Annotated in this window: 16 protein-coding genes; all 16 read right to left on the bottom strand. The window is 59.8% G+C overall.

From position 1 onward, the window contains the following. On the bottom strand, positions 1–916 hold a 916-nt coding region (gene glpK / locus Q0526_RS07375; RefSeq protein WP_298732116.1), incomplete at its 3' end, for a glycerol kinase GlpK. A gap of 173 nt (positions 917–1089) precedes the next feature. Then, entirely contained in the window at positions 1090–2292 is a 1203-nt protein-coding gene (locus tag Q0526_RS07370; RefSeq protein WP_298732113.1) for an ROK family protein, read from the bottom strand. A 161-nt stretch (positions 2293–2453) separates the two neighbouring features. Beyond that, positions 2454–3794, bottom strand: coding sequence for a fucose isomerase (locus tag Q0526_RS07365; protein ID WP_298732112.1), 1341 nt, complete (start codon positions 3792–3794; stop codon positions 2454–2456). Positions 3795–3814: 20 nt separating this feature from the next. Then, a complete protein-coding gene (locus Q0526_RS07360; protein WP_298732110.1) occupies positions 3815–5380 on the bottom strand; it encodes a tripartite tricarboxylate transporter permease in 1566 nt (521 codons plus the stop codon). Between the two features lies 1 nt (position 5381). Beyond that, positions 5382–5855 (bottom strand): tripartite tricarboxylate transporter TctB family protein, encoded by a 474-nt coding sequence (locus Q0526_RS07355; protein WP_298732108.1) that lies wholly within the window; start codon positions 5853–5855, stop codon positions 5382–5384. 142 nt (positions 5856–5997) lie between these two features. Next, complete coding sequence (locus Q0526_RS07350; protein ID WP_298732105.1) at positions 5998–7068, bottom strand: tripartite tricarboxylate transporter substrate-binding protein; 1071 nt, start codon at positions 7066–7068, stop codon at positions 5998–6000. Positions 7069–7152: 84 nt separating this feature from the next. Then, positions 7153–7926 (bottom strand): sulfite exporter TauE/SafE family protein, encoded by a 774-nt coding sequence (locus Q0526_RS07345; protein ID WP_298732103.1) that lies wholly within the window; start codon positions 7924–7926, stop codon positions 7153–7155. A gap of 3 nt (positions 7927–7929) precedes the next feature. Beyond that, on the bottom strand, positions 7930–9939 hold the full coding sequence (locus Q0526_RS07340) for an alpha-glucosidase (protein ID WP_298732101.1): 2010 nt from the start codon (positions 9937–9939) through the stop codon (positions 7930–7932). A gap of 25 nt (positions 9940–9964) precedes the next feature. Then, positions 9965–10630 (bottom strand): DUF4867 family protein, encoded by a 666-nt coding sequence (locus Q0526_RS07335; RefSeq protein WP_298732099.1) that lies wholly within the window; start codon positions 10628–10630, stop codon positions 9965–9967. A gap of 15 nt (positions 10631–10645) precedes the next feature. Then, positions 10646–11503 (bottom strand): NAD(P)-dependent oxidoreductase, encoded by an 858-nt coding sequence (locus tag Q0526_RS07330; RefSeq protein ID WP_298732097.1) that lies wholly within the window; start codon positions 11501–11503, stop codon positions 10646–10648. 39 nt (positions 11504–11542) lie between these two features. Then, positions 11543–12229, bottom strand: a complete 687-nt coding sequence (locus tag Q0526_RS07325; protein ID WP_298732094.1) for a transaldolase family protein — start codon at positions 12227–12229, stop codon at positions 11543–11545. Between the two features lie 408 nt (positions 12230–12637). Further along, complete coding sequence (locus Q0526_RS07320; protein WP_298732092.1) at positions 12638–13786, bottom strand: iron-containing alcohol dehydrogenase; 1149 nt, start codon at positions 13784–13786, stop codon at positions 12638–12640. Positions 13787–13841: 55 nt separating this feature from the next. Next, a complete protein-coding gene (locus tag Q0526_RS07315; RefSeq protein ID WP_298732090.1) occupies positions 13842–16361 on the bottom strand; it encodes a formate C-acetyltransferase/glycerol dehydratase family glycyl radical enzyme in 2520 nt (839 codons plus the stop codon). 30 nt (positions 16362–16391) lie between these two features. Beyond that, complete coding sequence (locus Q0526_RS07310) at positions 16392–17342, bottom strand: glycyl-radical enzyme activating protein (protein WP_298732088.1); 951 nt, start codon at positions 17340–17342, stop codon at positions 16392–16394. A 184-nt stretch (positions 17343–17526) separates the two neighbouring features. Beyond that, positions 17527–18648 (bottom strand): helix-turn-helix transcriptional regulator, encoded by a 1122-nt coding sequence (locus tag Q0526_RS07305; RefSeq protein WP_298732086.1) that lies wholly within the window; start codon positions 18646–18648, stop codon positions 17527–17529. Between the two features lie 255 nt (positions 18649–18903). After that, positions 18904–19178: SDR family oxidoreductase (locus Q0526_RS07300; protein ID WP_298732084.1), on the bottom strand; the 275-nt coding region annotated here is incomplete at its 5' end.

Genomic DNA, 19178 nt, shown 5'->3' with positions numbered 1-19178 from the left:
CAAAGATGGAGCCTTCCAAGGCGTAGTTCACCTTGCCGTCCAGCCCCCAGGCGATGGTGGTCACCAGCCCATTGCGGGAAAAGACCGGGGTCTCGCCGGTGTTCATCAGCAAAAAGCCGCCGGTTCCGAAGGTATTCTTCGCCTCGCCCGGGCGGAAGCAGGTCTGGCCGAAGAGGGCCGCCTGCTGGTCCCCCGCCGCCCCGGCGATCTTGATCTCGCCGCCAAAGTGCATGGGGTCGGCATACTCATAAAAATCACTGTTGGGCACCGGTTTGGGCAGCATGTCCCGGGGAATATCCAAAATCTCCAGAATCTCGTCGTCCCAGTCCAACGTGTGGATGTTGAACATCATCGTCCGGCTGGCGTTGGAGTAGTCGGTCACATGGATCTTGCCGCAGGTCAGCTTCCAGATCAGCCAGGTTTCTACCGTGCCGAAGAGCAACTGCCCCGCCTCGGCTTTCTGCCGGGCGCCTTCCACATTGTCCAAGATCCATTTCAGCTTGGTGGCCGAGAAGTAGGCGTCGATGATCAGACCGGTCTTTTCCCGGAATTTCTCGGTCAGGCCCTGGGCTTTGAGTTCGTCACAGTAGGCGCTGGTGCGGCGGCACTGCCAGACAATGGCGTGATAGATCGGCTCGCCGGTGTCGCGGTCCCACACGATGGTGGTTTCGCGCTGGTTGGTGATGCCGATGGCGGCGATGTCCTCGGCCGTGGCTCCGATCTGGTTCATGGCGGACAGCGCCACACCCAGTTGGGTGGTCCAGATCTCGTTGGCGTCATGCTCTACCCAGCCGGGCTTGGGGAAATACTGGGTAAACTCTTTTTGTGCAACACTGCACATCTCCCCGGCGCGATTGAACAAGATGCAGCGGTTGGAGGTTGTGCCGGCGTCCAACGCCATGACATACTTTGACATGGTGGGTCCTCCTTCTTTGGTGGTATACCCGGACGCAGTACCCTGTGCCCGGAAGAAAAAAGGCAGAACGGCTGAACCCTGAGGGAGATGCCCCTCTCCTCAGGAGGAAAATATGGTCCCCGGACGGATTCCGCCGTTCTGCACTACTACGCCCGCAGGCGTTTGCTCCTTCTTTATTGATAAAACAACTCGTCGACCACCACGGCCAAGGGGCCGATGTAGGCGATCTTCTCACTCAGTTCCGACAAAACGATGTACTGCTCGTTGTAATAGGGATCGTACCGTTTGCAGGCGGCAATGAAATGATCCAGAAAATGGGGCAGTTTAAAGACATCCCCGTAGACGATCAGATGGTCGGGGGCCAGCATGGTCAGGATGGTGCCGGTAACGTTGGCCAGCAGGCCGATCTCCTGATCCAGCATCTGCCACAGGGCCGGGTCCTCGGCCTGCAGTGCCCAGCCCAGCGTATGGACCGTGATGCGGCTGGGGTCCCCTTCCACCAGATTCCACAGTTGGGGGGTGGCTTCAAGGCTGCAGAGCTGCCGCATCCGCCGCACCAGCGGATGGGTGGAAACTCGCGTTTCCAGACAACCGCGGCGGCCGCAGCGACAAAGCGCCCCGTTTTCCTCCACCCGCACATGGCCGATCTCGGCATTTTTGAACGCCTTGCTCTCGTAGATCTGGCCGTTGGCGATGATGGCCGAGCCCACGCCGGGCCCCCATTTCAAAAAGACCAGATTTTCCTTCCGTTTGCCCATGCCGTAGATCAGTTCCGCTTGGGCAAAGGCCCGGACGTTGTTTTCCAGCAAAACGGGGCAGTCCAGATACTCTTTCAAGCAGGCGGTCACCTGCACAGGCTCATCCCAGATCCGGTAGGCCCGGTGGCTGATGCCCTCTGCGCTGCTGACCGGTCCGGGGACCGAGACCCCGGCCCCCAGCAGTTGTTTGCGGCGGATACCGGCCTCCCACATAAGGACCTTGCTGGTATCGGCTACCCGGCGCAGAAATTCCTCTGCCGGGATTTCAATATCGGTAGCCAACTGCTTGGTGGTGCAGTGTTCGCCCCGCAGGTTGCATACCGAAACGCTGGTCATCGGCAGCTCGATGCTGATCGTCAGTACATAGCGGTATTCGTAGTTGATGTCCAGCAGGATCTTGCGCCGGCCGGCGCGGTTGCCCTGCGGGATCTCCCCTTTTTCCACCAGAATGCCCTCGCCGAGGAGTTCGGCGCAGAGCATGGTCAGGGTGGCGGGGGTCAGCCCCAGCTGCAGTGCAATATCCTTGCGGGACATAGGCCCTGAAGTGTTGAGAAGTTTTAAGATGGAAGCCAAATTCTTGCTTTTGACGTTTTCCATGTTGATGCCGGTGTAAGCCATGCCACTCACCTATATACCTTGATTTTTCTGGGCGAAAATGCCGCGGCGCGGGTACAAATCCCTTATTTTAAGTATACTCGGCATTGGCAAAACAAGCAAGAATCCTTTTGGAAAAAGCAGCCCGGGCAGATAAAAACTTCCGGGCTGCAGTGCAGATCACATCAGTATTTGCAGATTTCCACGCCCAGCATGTGGCCGAGCTTTTCCAGTTCGTTGGCAATGGCGCCGTACACCACCACGTAGTGCGGTTCCCAACCGGCCTTGACGGTGCCGTAGACCACGTCCTTGGCGTCGCTGTCCGTCTTGACCACGATGGAGGTACCGTTGAACTGCTTGGGTTTGTCCAAAGCCGCGCCTTCTGCGATGAAGAAGCGGAAGGTGCCGTCCGGTTTGCGGCCCACCCGGAAGAGGGTCACCCGTTCGCAGGCTTCGCAGCCGAAGTCCATGACGGGGCCGATCTTGCGGTTGGGATGTACGCCCACCTGCGCGCCGGTGTCCTTGCGGGCCAAGTTGCAGGCGGCCATGCCGCAGTGCCAGAAGGTAACGGTGCCTTCCTTCTCGTCCATCGAGACGGGGTCACCGAAGAAACAGGCCTTGCCGGTGAGCTGGCTGCCGATGAACATCGACAGGGCGCCGTAGGCATCGGACTCACAACTGGCCGAAACGCCGTTGGCGTTAAGCAGCGAGAGCACCGTGCACACCGGGGTGCCGAAGGCGGTGAAGAAGTCCGGCCAGCAGCGGGAGCAGATGGCGCCGATGTGGTTATCGCCCACATACTGCTTGTAGGCCTTGTAAAGGCGGGCGAAGTCCACGGCGTTTTTCTCGGGCACCGTGTCCAGACCGACCAGCACCTTGCGGGCTTCCGCCAGTTCTTCCGCCACTTCCTCATCGGTATAGCCCTTGGCCACATCGATGAGTTCCCGGGCCTCGATGGATTCCAGCGTGGTGCCGAAGGTGTGCATCATCTCGGCGTCCAGCGCCCGGCCGAAGCCGAAGCCCTGAGGCGTGTGGCCGATGGCCACCATCTTCAGCCGGTTCAGGTCGTCCTTGACCTTGGCGGCACGGATCGCAGCGCCGATCTCCTGCACCACTTCCTCCTCGCCGGGGGCGCCGAAGATATACTCGAACTGGCTGTCCCCCCGGAAGGCCGTGATGGCACCGGCGGCCGAGTAGGCGCCGGTCAGGCTGTTCAGCCGCAGGCGGGTGCCGTCAATGACGGGCTCCCGCAGGGTCCACAGCACGATGGGGCAGGTGAACCGCTTGACCACCTCGCTGGCGTAGGCCGCGTTGGCGAAGGTGATGTTCTGCAGCACGATCAGGTCGGGATGCAGGGTGTCCAGATAGGCATCCAGATCCCCGATGGTCAGCAGCATCTTTTCGGGGAAAACACAGTCGTCGCTCAAGGTTTTGAGCATGGCGACCGAACGGTCAAACTGGGTCTGGGCGCTTTCCAGATGGAAGGTACCCACGCCAATGGGAACATAGGCGACTTGAAATGCCATGGTATTTACACTCCTTACAATCAAGCCTGCTCGGCAGCGGCTGCATCATCGGCAGCGTGGCCGGCGGCAATCTCTTCCATCTGCTGGTTGTTCAAGGCTTCGATCTTCTTGTTCAACCGCATCATGCTGACCAGCAGCACCACGGTGATGATGAGGATCGCGGCAGAGATGGGACGGGTGAAGAAGATCGAGTAGTCGCGGTCATAGCTCATGGCCGCGGTGACGAAGTTCTGCTCCATGATGTCTTCCAGAATCATGCCCAGCATCAACGGGGTGTTGGAGATGTCCAGAACGGTCAGGATGTAGCTGAAGATCAAAATGCCTGCGCAGAGGATCAGTTCCTTGGTGTTGCCGGTAGCGGCAAACGCGCCGGCGAAGCAGAACATGATGATGGCGGGGGCCAGATAGGTGTAGCGGACCTGCACGATCTTGGCCACGGCACGGGTCATGCCCAAGCCCAAGGGAGCCAGCAGCACGTTGGCCACCAAGCAGCCGATGATGATGGTGTAGGCCATGACGCCCTGTTTGGTGAACATCGTGGGGCCGGGCTGGATGCCGTGGAGCACGAAGGCGCCCAACAGCAGGGCGGTGACGCCGTCACCGGGGATACCGAGGGTCAGCAGGGGGATCATGGCCGAGCCGACCACGGCGTTGTTGCTGGATTCGGCGGCGGCGATGCCTTCCAGGCTGCCTTTGCCGAACTGTTCAGGATGCTTGGAGGTACGGCGGGCTTCGTTGTAACAGAGGAACTGGGCCACACCGCCGCCGACACCGGGCATGGCGCCCAGCACGCTGGCCACCACCGAGGAACGCAGGCAGGCGGGCAGGATGCTGACCATTTCCTTCTTGGTCAAGCCTTCCTTGTCGATCTTGTTGGCGTCGTCCAGCTTGCCGTGGTTGAGGATGAAGTCCCGGAGTTTCTGCACCACCTGGGTCAGCGCGATGAGGGCGATCATGGCGGGCAGCATATCGATGCCGTATTTCAGGGTATCCAGACCGAAGGAGAAGCGGGTAACGCCGGTAACGGCGTCCATGCCCACGCAGGCCATCAGCAGGCCGATCATGCCGGAGATCAAGCTCTTGGGCAGGCTGTCACCGGAAACACCGGCGATCAGGCTGATGCCCAGAATACCCATCGAGAAATATTCTACCGAGGTGAAGTTGGCCACCAGCTTGGTGATGAGCGAAGCGCAGACCAGCAGCAGGATGGCAGAGAAGAGGCCGCCGAAAACCGAGGCGAACAGCGAGGTGTCCAGCGCCTTTTTGACCTTGCCCTTCTTGGCCAGCGGGTAGCCGTCGAAGGTGGTGGCAATGGCGGAGTTGGTGCCGGGGGTGTTCAGCGTGATGGCGCTGATGGAACCGCCGTACATACCGCCTACGTAGACGGCCAGCAGCAAAATGATGGCCGACGCGGGGTCGTCGAAGGTGTAGGTCAGGGGCAGCATCAGGATGATGCCGAGGGTAACGCTCAGGCCCGGGATGCAGCCTACGATCATGCCGAGGACCAGGCCGCCCAGAATCAGGGCCATATTATACAGGGTAAATACCTGCGGGATCGCTTGGGCAATCTGTGCAAAATCCGTCATGTTAAATCAGACCTCCCAACAGGCCCAGCGAGGGCAGCGAAATATTGAAGATGTTCTTGAACATCAGGAAGATCACCACGGCCGCCACAACGGTGTAGATGTAGATGCCGGGTTTGCGCTCGCCGCAGTAGAACTGGATGGCGACAAAGACGATGATGGAAGCCAGCACGTAGCCGATGCAGAGCATCAGCGCCACATAGATGCACATGCCGATGATGAGCAGAATGGCGGGCTTTTCTTTGTTCCAGTCAAACTCCACCACTTTTTCCTTCTTCAGGACCACGCTCTGGATGATCAGGGCGATGGCGGAGATCAGCATAATGACCAGACAGACGGTGGGGATGATGCGCGGGCTGGGGGCGCCGGAGTCATAGGCCGGCACGCGAACCTGGCTGGGCATCACCAGCAGCAGGATCAGGGCGATGGCGCCCATGACGATGCCGCTGACCAGGTTGGTTTTGATCTTAAATTTCACGGGGATTTCCCTTCCTTTCCGCAAAGGCAGCAGTATCAATACAAGAAAGGCCGGCGGGCCGTTTTGGCTGCCCGCCGGCATCGGCCGCATTACGCAAGGGCCGCAATCGGGGCCCGTTTTCAGCGGGTATATTTTGTGGGGATCAAGCCTGGCCGCTCAGGTTCTTGTAAGCGTCCAGCGCCTTCTGGCAGGCTTCATCCACGAAGGCCTGGTTCTCGTCGCCGTACAGCTCAAAGCGGTTCAGCAGGATGGAATCGATCCACTCGTTGTACTCGGCCTCGTTCCAAACGTCCTTGGTCAGTTGGATCATCTCGTCCACAAAGGCCTGATCGGCGCCTGCATGGGTGGCCAGACCGCCGCCGGCGGGCAGGATGCAGGAGGTGTAGTCGTTGGAGGTGCTCAGGGCAGGATCCTTGTCCTCACCGGCGATGGTGGGCACGGTGATGGGGCCGTCGGGGGTGACAAAGCCTTCAAAGGCGGTGTCGCTCATGGCCAGGATGGGAACCAGCGTACCGGCTTCCACTTCGTCCTGCGCGGCCTGGGTGGTGCCGACGAAGACATCCACTTCGCCGTCGGTCAGGCCCTTCTTCTGGTTGGCGCCGCCGTCGTAAGGAACGACCTGCACGGTGCCGCCTTCCATGGCGACCAGAGAACCGAAGGACAGGTGGCAGTCAGACAGCGGGTTGCCGCCGGACATCTTGATGCCGCCGTTCTTGGCCTTTTCCAGAATGCTTTCCAGCGTCTGGTCGGGGGTGGTGTAGACGATCCAAGTACGGTCATCGATGGTGCCCAAGGGGTAGATGGCGGTACGGTCAAAGTCCACTTCCTCGGTGCCGTAGGTCTTGCCCAGATCGTGGCGGTACATGACGCCGTAGCCGTAGACCAGCAGATCCTTGGTGGTGGGGTCTTCATCGGCGAAGTAGGTCGCTGCGGCAAAGCCGTCGCCGCCGGTCATATTCTCAACGATGAAGTTGTACTTGCTCTGGATCTGGTTGGCGACCTGCGCATACTTACGGGCAACCAGATCCGCGGTACCGCCGACGCCGTAGCCGCACAGGATCTTGATTGTTTCGCCGCCGTTGCTGGATTCTTCGGTCGCCGCAGAGTCACCGCTGGCGGTGCTGCTGGCGACGTTGCTGGCCGCGCAGCCGCCCAGCAGGCCAAGGCTCATCACTGCTGCCAGAGCCAAGGATGCGAGTTTCATTTTTTTCATGGGATCAATACCTCCAAAATTTTTGACCGGGCCTGTGCCGGATTGTTCCACATGGTAGAGGGAAAAAAGTAGAAACGGGGTTGTTCATTTGACCAGCAGGGAAAGACCGGAGATGAACAACAGGATGTAGGTCAGCTTCATAAAGACAAGCTGGCTCATCCGTGCGTAGAGTTTGCTGCCGATGTACATGCCCGCCAGCAGGAACGGCGTGGAGAAGAGCAGTATCCGGATCGTGGAAGGTACCCAAAGCCCGGCCTGAACATCTTCCAGCAGGATCAGGGTATTCAGGAATATCCATACGGTGGAGATGGTGGCCCGGAAGGCGACCTTATCCGGGATGCGCTTGGTCATGTAACCGATCAGCAGCGGTCCGCCGCTGACGAAGAGGCCGTGAATGATGCCGGCCAGTACCAGAATGGCGTAGGTCAGGGGGCTGGCCTTGCCGGGGGCGGCGGGGGTTTGGGGTTTGGGTTCCGCGTCTGCGCTGTGGGGGGCGGGTTTTTGGACCAGTTTCCAAAAGCCCTGCACCGCCAGCAGGATGACGAAGATGCCCAGCAGCCGGTAGAGCAGCTGCTCCTTGCCCACGAACAGCCCCCGGATAAAGACCGCGCCGAAGATTCCCAGCGCCATGATGATGACGATCTTGAGCAGTTCTTTCCAGCAGACCCTTTTGTAGTTGCCCACAAAGACGTAGATGCCCGAGAAGATCGCCAACACATTCAATACCGGTTTGGCGATGTCGTACCCCACCAACATCAGGCCGGGGGGCATGGCCAAGATGGTGCCTGCGAACCCCGTGATGCCGTGGATGATGTTGGTCAGCAGAATGACGATGTAAAAGAGAATTTCTTGTACCATGGTTTACTTCCCGTATTTGGTACGGATGGACTGGAACAGCTCGCTCCAGTTGCTGCCCTTGCGGCAGAATACCGGAATGTCGCCCAAAGGCGCGGGTACGGTGTGCTTGCCGTGGCCGTACTCGGTGCCGGTCCACAGGTGGATCCAGCCATCGCTGGGCAGGTAGACTTCCCACTGGGTCTGTTCGCTCTGCCAGACCGGCGCCACCAGCAAGTCGGGACCGTAGAGGTATTCAAACTGCTGGTTGTAGCTTTCGGGGTCGTCCTCGTATTGCAGGAAGAGGGGCCGCTGTACCGGGGTGCCCTTGGCGGCGTTTTCCGCCACCAGCGTCTTGGTGTAGGGGGCCAGCATGGTGTAGATGTCCACCAAGCGGGCCAGCCGGTCCATGCAATCCTCGTCGTCGTAGTACTGGAAGTTGGTGTCGGGACGGTTGCCCTCGTGGGTGCGCATCACCGGCATGAAGGCGGACATCTCGGCCCAGCGCAGGAAGACTTCCTTGGTACGGCAGTTGTCAAACAGCGAAGTGTAGCCGCCGATGTCGCTGTGGTTCAGGCCGCAGCCCGTCATACCCGCGCTCAGTGCGGCGCAGATGACAGTGCACAGGCCGTCGTGGCGGCTGAAGTCCACGCTTTGGTCGCCGGCCCACAGTAGGGTGCAGTACTTTTGGCTGCCGATGCCGCCGGCCCGCATGAAGTAGACCACCTGACCCAGCTTGCCGCTTTCCTTCACGGCGTCGTAGTTGCATTTTGCCCACAGTGCCGGCCAGTGGTTGTGCTCGATCATGGGGCTGACGCCGTTGGCCAGTACGATGTCGTCGGTGGGCAGGTATTCGCCAAAGTCGGCCATCCAGCCGTCGATGCCGATGTCCAGCGAGCATTTCTTGATGACTTCGTCCTTGAACCACTGGTAGGCCTTGGGGTTGGTGAAGTCCACCACACCGCAGTCAAACTCGCCGAAGTCCACCAGATAGGTGGAGCCGTCGCTCTTTTTGGCAAAGGCGCCGACCCGCTCGCCCTCTTGGAAGAGCTCGCCGTCCTTGACCAGATAGGGGTTGATGTAGCCCAGGAACTTGATGCCCCGGTCGTGCAGCTCCTGAATATGGCGGGGCAGGTCGGGGTACATTTCCTTGTGGTAATGCCAGTCCCACTGCAGCCGCTTGCCGAAGCTGGTCACCCGCTTGCCGCACCAGTCCTGACACCACAGACCGGCTACCTTGATGCCGTGGGCCAAGCTCTTGTCCACGATGCCGAAGCTCCGCTCGTTGCCGCCCTGGGCACCGATGATCAGGCCGTTGTAGATCCAGTCGGGCAGTTCCGGCTGGCGGCCCAAGAAGCCGGTGAGTTTTTCCAGCAGGTCCACAAAGGTGGGGGCGCTTTCCAAACGGATGGATTCGGGCACACACCAGGTCTGCAATTCGTGGTAGCTTTCGTTGCGGAAGTCAAAGTCGCTGTACGCGGTGCTTTGCATATGCAGGTAGTAGTGACGGCTGGAAACAAAGGTGGGCTGGGGATAGTTGGTGTTGTAATAATCCCCGCCGGCGCCGCCGTTTTCCACGTCGCTGCGCCACGTCACGTAGGTGGTCTTGTCCCGGCCTACGCCCGGCTCGCTGGTCCACAGCGGGAAGTGCCGGCCCCTCAGGTCAAAGTAGCTCATCTGCTCGCCGCAGCCGTAGATGTGCTCGGCCTTGTCGGCCTCGACCCGCAGCCAGAACCGGTTGATGGCCGGGTTGGCCTTCTGGGGATACATCGTGACGGCGTCGCCTTCCTGCTTGACCAGCAGTTGCAGCTCGCCCTGCAGGTCCAGCAGAATCCCGTCCTCGGTGCTGCTGGCACCGGTCAGCGTCAGGGGGCGCCGCTCGATCAGGTGATCTTCGATTTGGAAGTTGCCGCGGTACATCTTCACGGCTTCTTCGCCGTAGCCCACATAGACCATGGGGGTCTGGGCGTCGGTATACAGCAGCCGGTCGCTGCCATTTTGTAAGGTAAAGGAATGGTCGTCCCAGATGATCTTCATTGGTCGTTCCCTCCGAACTTCATACTTAGTAGTGCAGTTCTTTGTTCTCGCCCAGCAAGCCGGGATGTGCCCCCTGCTTGATCAGCGGTTCCCGCTGGGGATGGGCGATGACCCATTTGTTGCGCTGCAAAAGCAGCTTGCTTTCGGGGTCGTCGTTGGGGGTTTTGCTGTCCAGCGGGGTGTTGGTGCCCTTGGGCAGGATCACGATGCCCTTGAAGCCGGCATCGCAGACCCGGCAGGGGGAAAGATGCAGGGTGGTCTGGTACATTTCGATGGCCGTACCTTGGGGAACGTAGAACACCTTGGTGTCCTCGAACCGGTAGGTATTGTTCTGGATCTGCCAGATGTGACCCAGAATCAGCATGAAGTCGGTAACCGCCACGTTGATCTCGCTGCCCTTGTGGTACTCAAAGCCGTTCCAAGTGGTGTTGCGGCCGTTGCAGTACCCGACCTGAATGGGCATATCGCCGTAAAAGACCTTTTGGATCTGGGCGGCGACAGGCATCGCTTCCATGGTGGCATCCCCGGGCAGGTAGATGTTGCCGCTTTCGGGGATGGGGGTGTTGTCCTGCATGTAGCGGATCATTTCGGAGAAATCGTACCCCGTTACCACCCGGCCGTAGGGGGCGAAGGCGGGATCCATCACGCTGAGCACCGGTACATCGTTGACCTGATTGAGATGTTCGAGCATTGGTGCCACCCCTTCTTATTCGGCGCGGACCACCTTGATGGTGGCGCAGAAGTCTTCCTTGCCGTAGCCGGCTTCCAGAGCTTTCTCGTAGACCTTCTGGACGTTGCGCTCGCCGGGCATGGCCAGCTTGAGCTCATCGGCCAGCTTGCAGCAGATGTTCACGTCCTTGGCCATATTCTCGACGGAGAAGGCGGTGGTCCAGTCTTCCTTGTCGATGGGGAACTTTTTGCCGTCCAGATAGAAGTTCTGGCCGCCGCCCATGCTGATGGCCTCGGCGTAGTCCATAACGTCGATGCCGTTGGCCTTGGCCAGGCAGATGGTTTCGTTGACGCCGTTCTGGATCTGAGAGACCAGCGCGTTGTGGGCGATCTTCATGACCAGACCCTTGCCGTTGCCGCCCATCCGCTTGACTTTCTCGCCCATGTACTCCAAGATGGGGCGCATGGCCTCGCAGGTGGCTTCGTCGCCGCCCATGTAGATGCCCAGCGTGCCGGAAATGGCGGCGGGCTTGCTCTTGACCACCGGGGCGTCCATGAACTGGGCGCCGGTCTTTTTGACCATCTCGCTGATCTCCACCGAAACGCTGGGGTCAATGGTGGACATATCGATGCAGGTCTTGTCGGGGCCCAGCACCGGCAGGATCTCTTTGTAGACGCTCATGGAATGTTCGGATTTCGGCACCATCGAGATGATGACGTCGGACTTCTGGGCCAGCTCTACCGAGTTCTGGCAGGCCACAGCCCCCTTGGAGGCCAGCAGGTCTACCTTGGCCTGTACGAAGTCGAAGCAGTAGACGGTGTCATCATGCTTTTTGACGATGTTCTCGCACATCGACTCGCCCATGATGCCCAAACCGATAAAACCAATTTTCATAGTAGATTCCCTCTTTTCATGCTGCCTTGCCGCGGCGGATCATTCGGTAACGGTGTTGTCCCAAGCGTTGATGAAGGTGTTGATGCCCTGATTGGTGTAGGCGTGCTTCATGCAATCCTGATAGACGGCCAAACCGGTGGTGACGATGTCGGCACCGGCCACAGCGCAGTCTACGATCTGCTTGGGGGTGCGGATGGCGGCGCAGATGATCTGGGTCTTGCCGTAGAAACCGTAGTTCTTGTAGATGTCCACGATGTCCTTGATGTACTGGCGGCAATCTTCGCCGTTGGCCTCTTTCCAGCCGATGAAGGGGGAAACGAAGAGGGAGCCGTTCTTGGCGGGCAGGATGGCCTGCGCGGGGCTGAAGACCAGCGTCACGTTGGTGCGGATGCCTTCCTTCTCCAGACGGCGGGCGGCGACCACACCGGCCTCGGTGCAGGGGATCTTGATGACGAAGTTATCGCTGATGGCGGAAACCTTCTTGGCGGCGGCGATCATCTCGTCGGTGTCGTCCAGATGGGGGTTGATCTCCACCGAGACGGGGAATTTCTCGTAGCCTTCCAGACCTTCTTCCTTGATCCAGTTGGCGATGTCGGTGATGGCCGTCAGGAACGGCTTGCCGCTGAGCATGATGTGGCGGGGATTGGTGGTCACGCCGTCAATGCCGAAGGTGTTGTACGCATACTTGATCTCGTCGAGTTTTGCGCTGTCCAAAAAGTACTTCATAACTGTTACCTCCCAAAAATGAAACCGAAAAATAATATTCTGTAAGGGCACCCTGCCCTTTGTGTACAGGAAGAAAAACGCAGGCGGTTTGGATTGATTAAAACTTTGAAAAAAGGAACTATTTTTTCTTTGTATTCAGTAAAGTTTCTGGTAACCCGCTGCGCGATTCGGAAAGTTTTTCGTGCATTTCTAACGGTTTTTTTCACTTCCGTGATTATAATATAGCGAAAATAACTGCAAGTCAATCGTTTTTTGCAGGTTTTCCGAATCTTTGTGAGAATTGATTAATTCATTAAAATATTTTTTGTACGTTCCGCCAGTTTTTTCGTAGCTACAAACAAAGAGGAGGCAGTCCCTTGGCGGGGCTGCCTCCTCTTTGGCAAATGCGATCGGAGAAATCGCGGGAGCTTACATAGTTTTCTCGTACAGACGGATGATGTCCTTCACGTTGGTCTGACGGGGGTTGGCGGGGATGTTGCCGCTCTTCATGGCGTCCTCGGCCATGGCGGGGATCTTGTCGGCGGTGACGCCCACCTCGGACAGGGTGGCGGGGATGCCCAACTGTTCGTTCAGACGGCGCAGTTCCTCCACCAGCATATCGGGGGTAAAGTCGTCCACCGGGGCGGTGCCCTGCCGGATATAGTTGTAGATGATCTCATACCGGCCATGGTCCGCCAAGGCGTTGTACTCCATCACGTTGGGCAGCAGGATGGAGTTGGCCACCCCGTGGGGCACATTGAAGTAGGCGCTGACCGGGTGGCTCATGGCATGGACGTTGCCCAGCCGGGCCCACGCAAAGGCGATGCCCGCAAAGTTGGAGCCCAGCATCATGGCGCAGGCGGCCTCGGCATCCTGCCGGTTGGCTACAAAGCGGCGCAGATGGCCGCCGATGAGTTCCATCGCCTTTTCCGCCATGGCGTCCGAGAAGGGGGTGGCGTTGCGGGAGATGTAGGCTTCGATGGCATGGATGAGGGCGTCCACACCGCAGGAGGCAGCGATGGAGGCCGGGGCGGTCATGATGAGTTCGGGGTCCAGCACGGCGTACTTGGGCAAAATCTCGTAGCTGAAGACCGACAGCTTATAGTTGCGCTGGGTGTCGGTGATGACGGCGGAGGCGGTGACCTCGCTGCCGGTGCCGGCGGTGGTGGGAATGGCGATCATCGGCACGATGGGGCCGGGCACCTTGAAGTTGCCCTCATAGTCGGTGATGCTGCCGCCGTAGTTCACCAGCACGCCCACCGCCTTGGCCACGTCCATCGAGCTGCCGCCGCCCAACGCCACCAAGCTGGTGGCGCCGCACTGCTTATACAGGGCGGTGGCCTGATTGACCACCTCGACGGTGGGGTTGGGCATCACGTCCAAGAAGGTGTTGCAGGTCAGACCGGCCTGCTCGATGATGTCCTGCACCTTTTTGACCACGCCGATCTTTTCCAGACCGCGGTCCGACACCAACAAGATGTTGTCGGAGTGGTTTTCGGCCAAGATCTCCGGCAGTTTTTTCAGGCTGCCCATGCCGAACTGGATGTTTTGGGGGATTTTGAAATTAAAGTCTTTCATACGGGGACACCCTTTCCATAGATAGCGTAATAATAGACCAGGCGGAGCGCTGCCCTTAGAAGTGCAGCTCGGTGCGCTGGATCAGATCCTTTTGCAGGGGTTTGCCCAACTCCACAAAGTAGGCGCTGTACCCCGCCACCCGGACCAGCATATCCCGGTAGTCCTCGGGCTTTTTCTGGGCGGCGCGCATGGTGGCGGCGCTCATGATGTTGAACTGGACATGCATGGGGCCTTTGTGGATGTATTCTTCGATGAAGCTGGCCAGATTGTCCCGGCCCTCGATGCCGGCCACCGCCTCCTGGGGAAAGCGCAGGTTCATCAGGGTGCCGTTGGTGGCCAGACTGTGGTCCACCTTGGCCAGCGAGTTGACGATGGCGGTGGGGCCGCTGATGTCGTGGGAGCCCATATCGGTGTGGACGGGGCCCATATTGTCCGAGATGGCCTCGCCCCGTTTGCGGCCGTCAGCGGAGGCGTTGGTGTTCAGGCCCATGGCCACGTTGGCGTTCACCGAGTAGACGCCGGGGCTGAAGGTGCCGCCCCGGGGCGTTTTGCGGCCGGCGATATGCTTGCAGTAGGTTTCAAACATGAATTTGAAGAGCTCGTCGGCGTAGTCGTCGTCGTTGCCGTAGTGGTGGACCTTGGAGCTGTTCACCAGCGCGTAGAGCTTTTCGTGGCCCACCCAGTTGTCCTTCAGGGCTTGCAGCAGTTCGGCGCCGGTGCAGACCTTTTCCTCAAAGACCAGTTGTTTGATGCTGGACAGCGAGTCGGCGCAGGTGGCGATGCCGCTGGCCTGCGGGCCGATGCCGTTGTACTTGGCGCCGCCCTCGGTCAGATCGTGGCCGGATTCCATGCAGTCCTCGAAGAAGGCCGACACATAGGGCAGCGGCTTGAGGGCGCGGTGGGCGTTCTCGATGACGCAGAGGCTGGAGCACATCTGGTTGGACCAGTACTCGAACTGTTGGTCCACGCTTTGCAGCACCTGTTCAAAGGACTGGTAGTTGTCCAGACTGCCGGTGTCGGGGCCCAGATGGTCCCCCTTGGCGCCGCACTGGGCCCAGCGGGGGCAGTGGGGGCCGCAGTCGATGCAGCGGCCGCCGTTGAGCACCATCTCCATCATCTTGGGGGTGTTCACATAGGCGGCGTCATGCCAGCCGTATTCCTTGCCGGGCAGGCTGATCTCCACACAGCCCACCACGCAGTAGTCCCGGGCTTCCTCCAGCGTCATGCCTTTGCGCAGCATGCCCTGAATGGCGGGACCGTCGTTGAAGAGTTTGGGGTGGCCGTACCCGGCGCGGATGCACTCCACCGCCTTGATACGCAGCTCCTCGGGGGTGCCTTCATGCATCCGCACGCAGAGCCAGGGGTTCATCATCCGGGTATGGGCCGAAGCCTCCAGCAGCAGCATGGTCAGGTCGTTGGCGGCGTCGTTGCCGTCCCGGTCCACGCCGCCCACCGTCAGGCTTTCGCCGCCGAAGCCCCGGCCGTTGCGCAGCGCCATGCTGCCCGCGTCCTTGAGCTTGGTGGGGTTGTTGAGCTTGACGTACTCCACCTCGATGAGTTCCAGCGCGAAGTCCTTGGTGATGACATGGTTTTTCATGTCGGCTTCGTAGTAGGGGTAAAGCCACTGGTCCATCCGCCCGTAGGAGATGGAATGGCCGTTGGATTCCACGCAGATGAGCATGGTGGCAAAGTTGAAGAGCTGCAGCGCCTGCCAGAAGGTCTTGGGAGCGCCGCCTGCCACGGCCCGGCAGTTTTCGGCAATGGCCCGCAGTTCGCCCTGCCGCTTGGGGTCGGCTTCCTTGGCGGCCATCTCGTCGGCCAGCACCGCATAGCGGCCGATGTACCGCTTGACCGCGCTGTGCATGAGGATCATCGCCTGATAGAATTCCCGCTTGGTCACAAACTCGGGGTCGTGCATATCCAGATGGTCCAGCTTTTCCTGGGCTTGGGCCAGCAGACCGTCAAAGCCCAGCCGCATCAGCCGGGCATAGTCGATGGCCAGATGGCCGGTACCGGCGTAGTGGTAGAGGTTGGTCTGGAAGATCTTTTTGCCGGCTTCGGAGCCTTTGAGCTGGTCGTCGTCCAGCCGGGCATTGATGTAGTCGTCCAGCGTGCGGCCCTGCCACCAACGGCAAAGGTCCAGAATCTCCTGCCGCTCGCTGTCGTTGCGGATGTAGAACTGGTCGTGCTCCCGCTCCTCGAAGGGGTGATGCTCGATCTCGTCCAGAATCCAGTTCACCGAAAATTCGGGGTAGATGGGGGCGGCCTTTACCGGGGCGGCAATGTCCCCCACGATCAGGTCGTCGTCATAGATATAGATGCCGCAGTTGTCCAGCACATGGGCAAAGGCGTAGGCTGCTTGGAGCTTTTGGGGCGCGTTGGGGTGGGCCTTGTAGCTCTCGGTGACAAGGCGCAGCCGTTCCACGTCGATGTCGTACCCCCGGTCCAGAAAGTCCTGCCGCAGCTTGTTGATCCGCGGGTAGGGGGACCAATCTTCGTGATGGACCTGATACCCCAGACAGTAGGTTTTGTCAAACGGCTCGGTGCCGCAGGCGGTGGTGTGGATGTTGCCCATAAAATGCCTCCTTTGGATGTGCGGAACGGTTCAGTTTTTCTCCTTGGTGCCTACCAGACAGTGGATGCCCCGGCTGTTGAAATAAGCCGCGATGCCCTCCACCTTTTTTTGAAACGCTTTGCGCTGGAGGCGCAGCCCTTCCATGGGATAAGGGATGCCCAGCGACTTGTATTTTTCCTCCCCCAGCCGCATAAAGCTCAGCAGTTGGAGGGTGCGGACCTTGCCGCCCAAGGCTTGCTGGATAAAATCGGCGCTGGCGCGGATGTTGGCCTCGTCGTCGTTGACGCCGGGGATCACCGGGATGCGCAAAATCATCTCCCGGTCCAGTGCAGCCAGCTTTTGCAGGTTTTCCAGAATCAGCTCGTTGCCCACGCCGGTATACTGCCGGTGGAGGTGGGTGTCCATCTGCTTCAGGTCGGAGATCAGCAGGTCGGTCCAGGGCAGGATCTTTTCCACCTCGGCCCACGGGGCGTGGAAGGTGGATTCGCAGCAGGTGTGGAGCCCTTCGGCCTTGCAGGCCCGGAAGAGCGCCGCCACGAAATCGCTTTGTACCAGCGGGTCGCCCCCCGATACCGTGACCCCGCCCCCCGACCGGTCATAGTAGCCTTTGTCCCGACGGATGATCGTCATACACTGGTCCACCGTCATCTCCTCGCCCCATTGCTTGATGGCGTCGGCGGGGCAGGCCTGACTGCAGGCCAGACAGTTGGTGCAGCGGCTGCGGTCGATGGCGGCCAGTTTGCCCACCGTGAACCGGAACAGCGGCCCTTCGGGGCAGGCTTGCTCGCAGGCGGCGCAGTGTTTGCGGCCGATGCACTTGGTGCGGTAGACCCCGGGTTGGGGCCGGAGCTGCCAGCTTTCGGGGTTGCTGCACCAGCGGCAGCGCAGCGGACAGCCCTTGAGGAACAGTTCGGTGCGCACACCCGGTCCGTCGTGGATGGTGAAGCGCTGGATGTTGAAGACGATCCCGCTTTCCGGCACAGTGGCGGCCCCCTTTGTTGTGATTTTTTTCACTTTCCGAGATGATTGTAACAAATCCCCCGCCGGGGCAACAGTGGGCGAGCGGCTGATTTTGCATAAGGAGAGTTCCTTATCTTAGCGGGATTCTCGCCGCTGGGGCGCAAAAAAAGCGGGCAGCCAAAGGCTGCCCGCAGGGGGGGTCTGCTCAAGGAAGGCGATCGTTGCGCTCCAGCCATTTGTAGAGCTGGAACCGATTTTTGACGCCGCACTTGGCATAGATATTTTCCACATGTTTTTTGACGGTATGGTAGCTGATGACCAGGGCATCCGCCACCGCCTGATAGGTCAGCCCCTTGTAGAGCAGCCGGGCCACCTTCCACTCGGCCTTGGTCAGGGGCAGGCCGGTGCCGGCAAATACCGGTTCCTGCGGGGCAGGGGCCGGGTCCCGGGGGGCAATGGTGATCCAGTGGTAGCGGTCCACAATGCCGTTGGAATACCGCTGGTCGTAGGTGTAGATCTTAAAGACGTAGTTTTGGATGACCCGGGTCTGGACATGGTTTTCCCCTTGGTCGGCGGCGTCCCCCAGCAAAAAGGGCAGCCAGCTACAAGTGGCCCCGCCTTTCAGTTCCTTGGCGGCGGTGTCCCCCAAAATGCTGCACAGATAGCTGCGGGCGGTTTCGTTGCAGCTCATGATGTGGTGGAAGTCGTCGGTGACCAGATAGGCTTTCTCCCCCGAGAGGATGATCTCGCTCTGGATGTTGGACACGATCTTGGCCTGTTCGTACTTTTTGAAGTTCTTGTAGTCGTTGGCGATGTAGACATAGAGCTTGTCCAGCTCGGTGAGTTCCTCGGGGGTGAAGTCCCCTTCCGTCCGGCTTTTGAAAAAGGCCACCTGAATGTAGGCGTTGATGCCGAAGGCCATCGTCACGCTGTAATAGGCGTGGAACTGCTCTTCCAGAAAGCGGACATAGGGGTGTTGGTCGTAGCCGTCGGCGGGGATCAGCTCGGTGGAGCGGTAGAGCCGGGGGATCACGTTGTTGTAGGTCAGGTGGTCCCGGACGGCGTCCTGATACAGCACCCGGCGCACCGTGTCCTCCCCCATCACTTGGCGGTAGGGGTGGTCGGGGCCGTCGGCCAGCACCCCGGCCCGGTGGGTCCAGGACAGAAAGTTGCCCTGTGTGTCAAAGTAGGAGATCAGCACGTTTTGCAGCCCGAAGTTGCGGGCCAGCGAGTCCAGCAGCACCACATTGAAAAACTCATCCGCCGAGATCTGATGTTCCGATAGCTCGGAAAAAAAGTTCATCCGGTTGTCGCCTTGGTAGTTCATCTGCTCAGTCCTTTGCGCGTCCCCCGCAGGCCCTGCCGGGGGACGGATTGCGGTTTTATTACCCCTAGCGTACAGGAAACGGCGAAAAAAAGCAACTCTTTCCCCGGGAAAATCCCCCGCCCTTGTCGGCTTGGGGCAGAAAAAGCTGCGGCCCCGGGGCGCAACCGAAATTGCGCCCCAGAGCCACAGGGGAAGTACTTTTGTTGGTTTTGCCGCAGACCGGCTTATCCGGCCGCTGCGGAGCAAAGGGGACGATTAGCCCGGCTGCTTGCCGATGTAGGCCAGAATGCCGCCGTCCACGTAGAGGACCAAGCCGTTGACGAAGTCAGAGGCTTCGGAAGCGAGGAAGACGGCGGGGCCGCCCAGATCCTCGGCTTCGCCCCAACGGCCCGCGGGGGTCTTGGAGACGATGAACTGGTCGAAGGGATGACGGGAACCGTCGGGCTGGATCTCACGCAGGGGTGCGGTCTGCGGAGTGGCGATGTAGCCGGGGCCGATGCCGTTGCACTGGATGTTGTAGGCGCCGTACT

Source organism: uncultured Subdoligranulum sp. (assembly GCF_937890665.1).
The sequence above is the reverse complement of the archived record's forward strand: the minus strand, read 5'-3'. Positions and strand labels throughout refer to the sequence as shown.

Excerpts from the sequence above, each read along its gene's own strand:
- Q0526_RS07370 (WP_298732113.1), bottom strand. The coding sequence starts at position 2,292 with ATGGCTTACACCGGCATCAACATGGAAAACGTCAAAAGCAAGAATTTG.
- Q0526_RS07365 (WP_298732112.1), bottom strand. The coding sequence starts at position 3,794 with ATGGCATTTCAAGTCGCCTATGTTCCCATTGGCGTGGGTACCTTCCAT.
- Q0526_RS07360 (WP_298732110.1), bottom strand. The coding sequence starts at position 5,380 with ATGACGGATTTTGCACAGATTGCCCAAGCGATCCCGCAGGTATTTACC.
- Q0526_RS07350 (WP_298732105.1), bottom strand. The coding sequence starts at position 7,068 with ATGAAAAAAATGAAACTCGCATCCTTGGCTCTGGCAGCAGTGATGAGC.
- Q0526_RS07345 (WP_298732103.1), bottom strand. The coding sequence starts at position 7,926 with ATGGTACAAGAAATTCTCTTTTACATCGTCATTCTGCTGACCAACATC.
- Q0526_RS07340 (WP_298732101.1), bottom strand. The coding sequence starts at position 9,939 with ATGAAGATCATCTGGGACGACCATTCCTTTACCTTACAAAATGGCAGC.
- Q0526_RS07335 (WP_298732099.1), bottom strand. The coding sequence starts at position 10,630 with ATGCTCGAACATCTCAATCAGGTCAACGATGTACCGGTGCTCAGCGTG.
- Q0526_RS07330 (WP_298732097.1), bottom strand. The coding sequence starts at position 11,503 with ATGAAAATTGGTTTTATCGGTTTGGGCATCATGGGCGAGTCGATGTGC.
- Q0526_RS07325 (WP_298732094.1), bottom strand. The coding sequence starts at position 12,229 with ATGAAGTACTTTTTGGACAGCGCAAAACTCGACGAGATCAAGTATGCG.
- Q0526_RS07320 (WP_298732092.1), bottom strand. The coding sequence starts at position 13,786 with ATGAAAGACTTTAATTTCAAAATCCCCCAAAACATCCAGTTCGGCATG.
- Q0526_RS07315 (WP_298732090.1), bottom strand. The coding sequence starts at position 16,361 with ATGGGCAACATCCACACCACCGCCTGCGGCACCGAGCCGTTTGACAAA.
- Q0526_RS07305 (WP_298732086.1), bottom strand. The coding sequence starts at position 18,648 with ATGAACTACCAAGGCGACAACCGGATGAACTTTTTTTCCGAGCTATCG.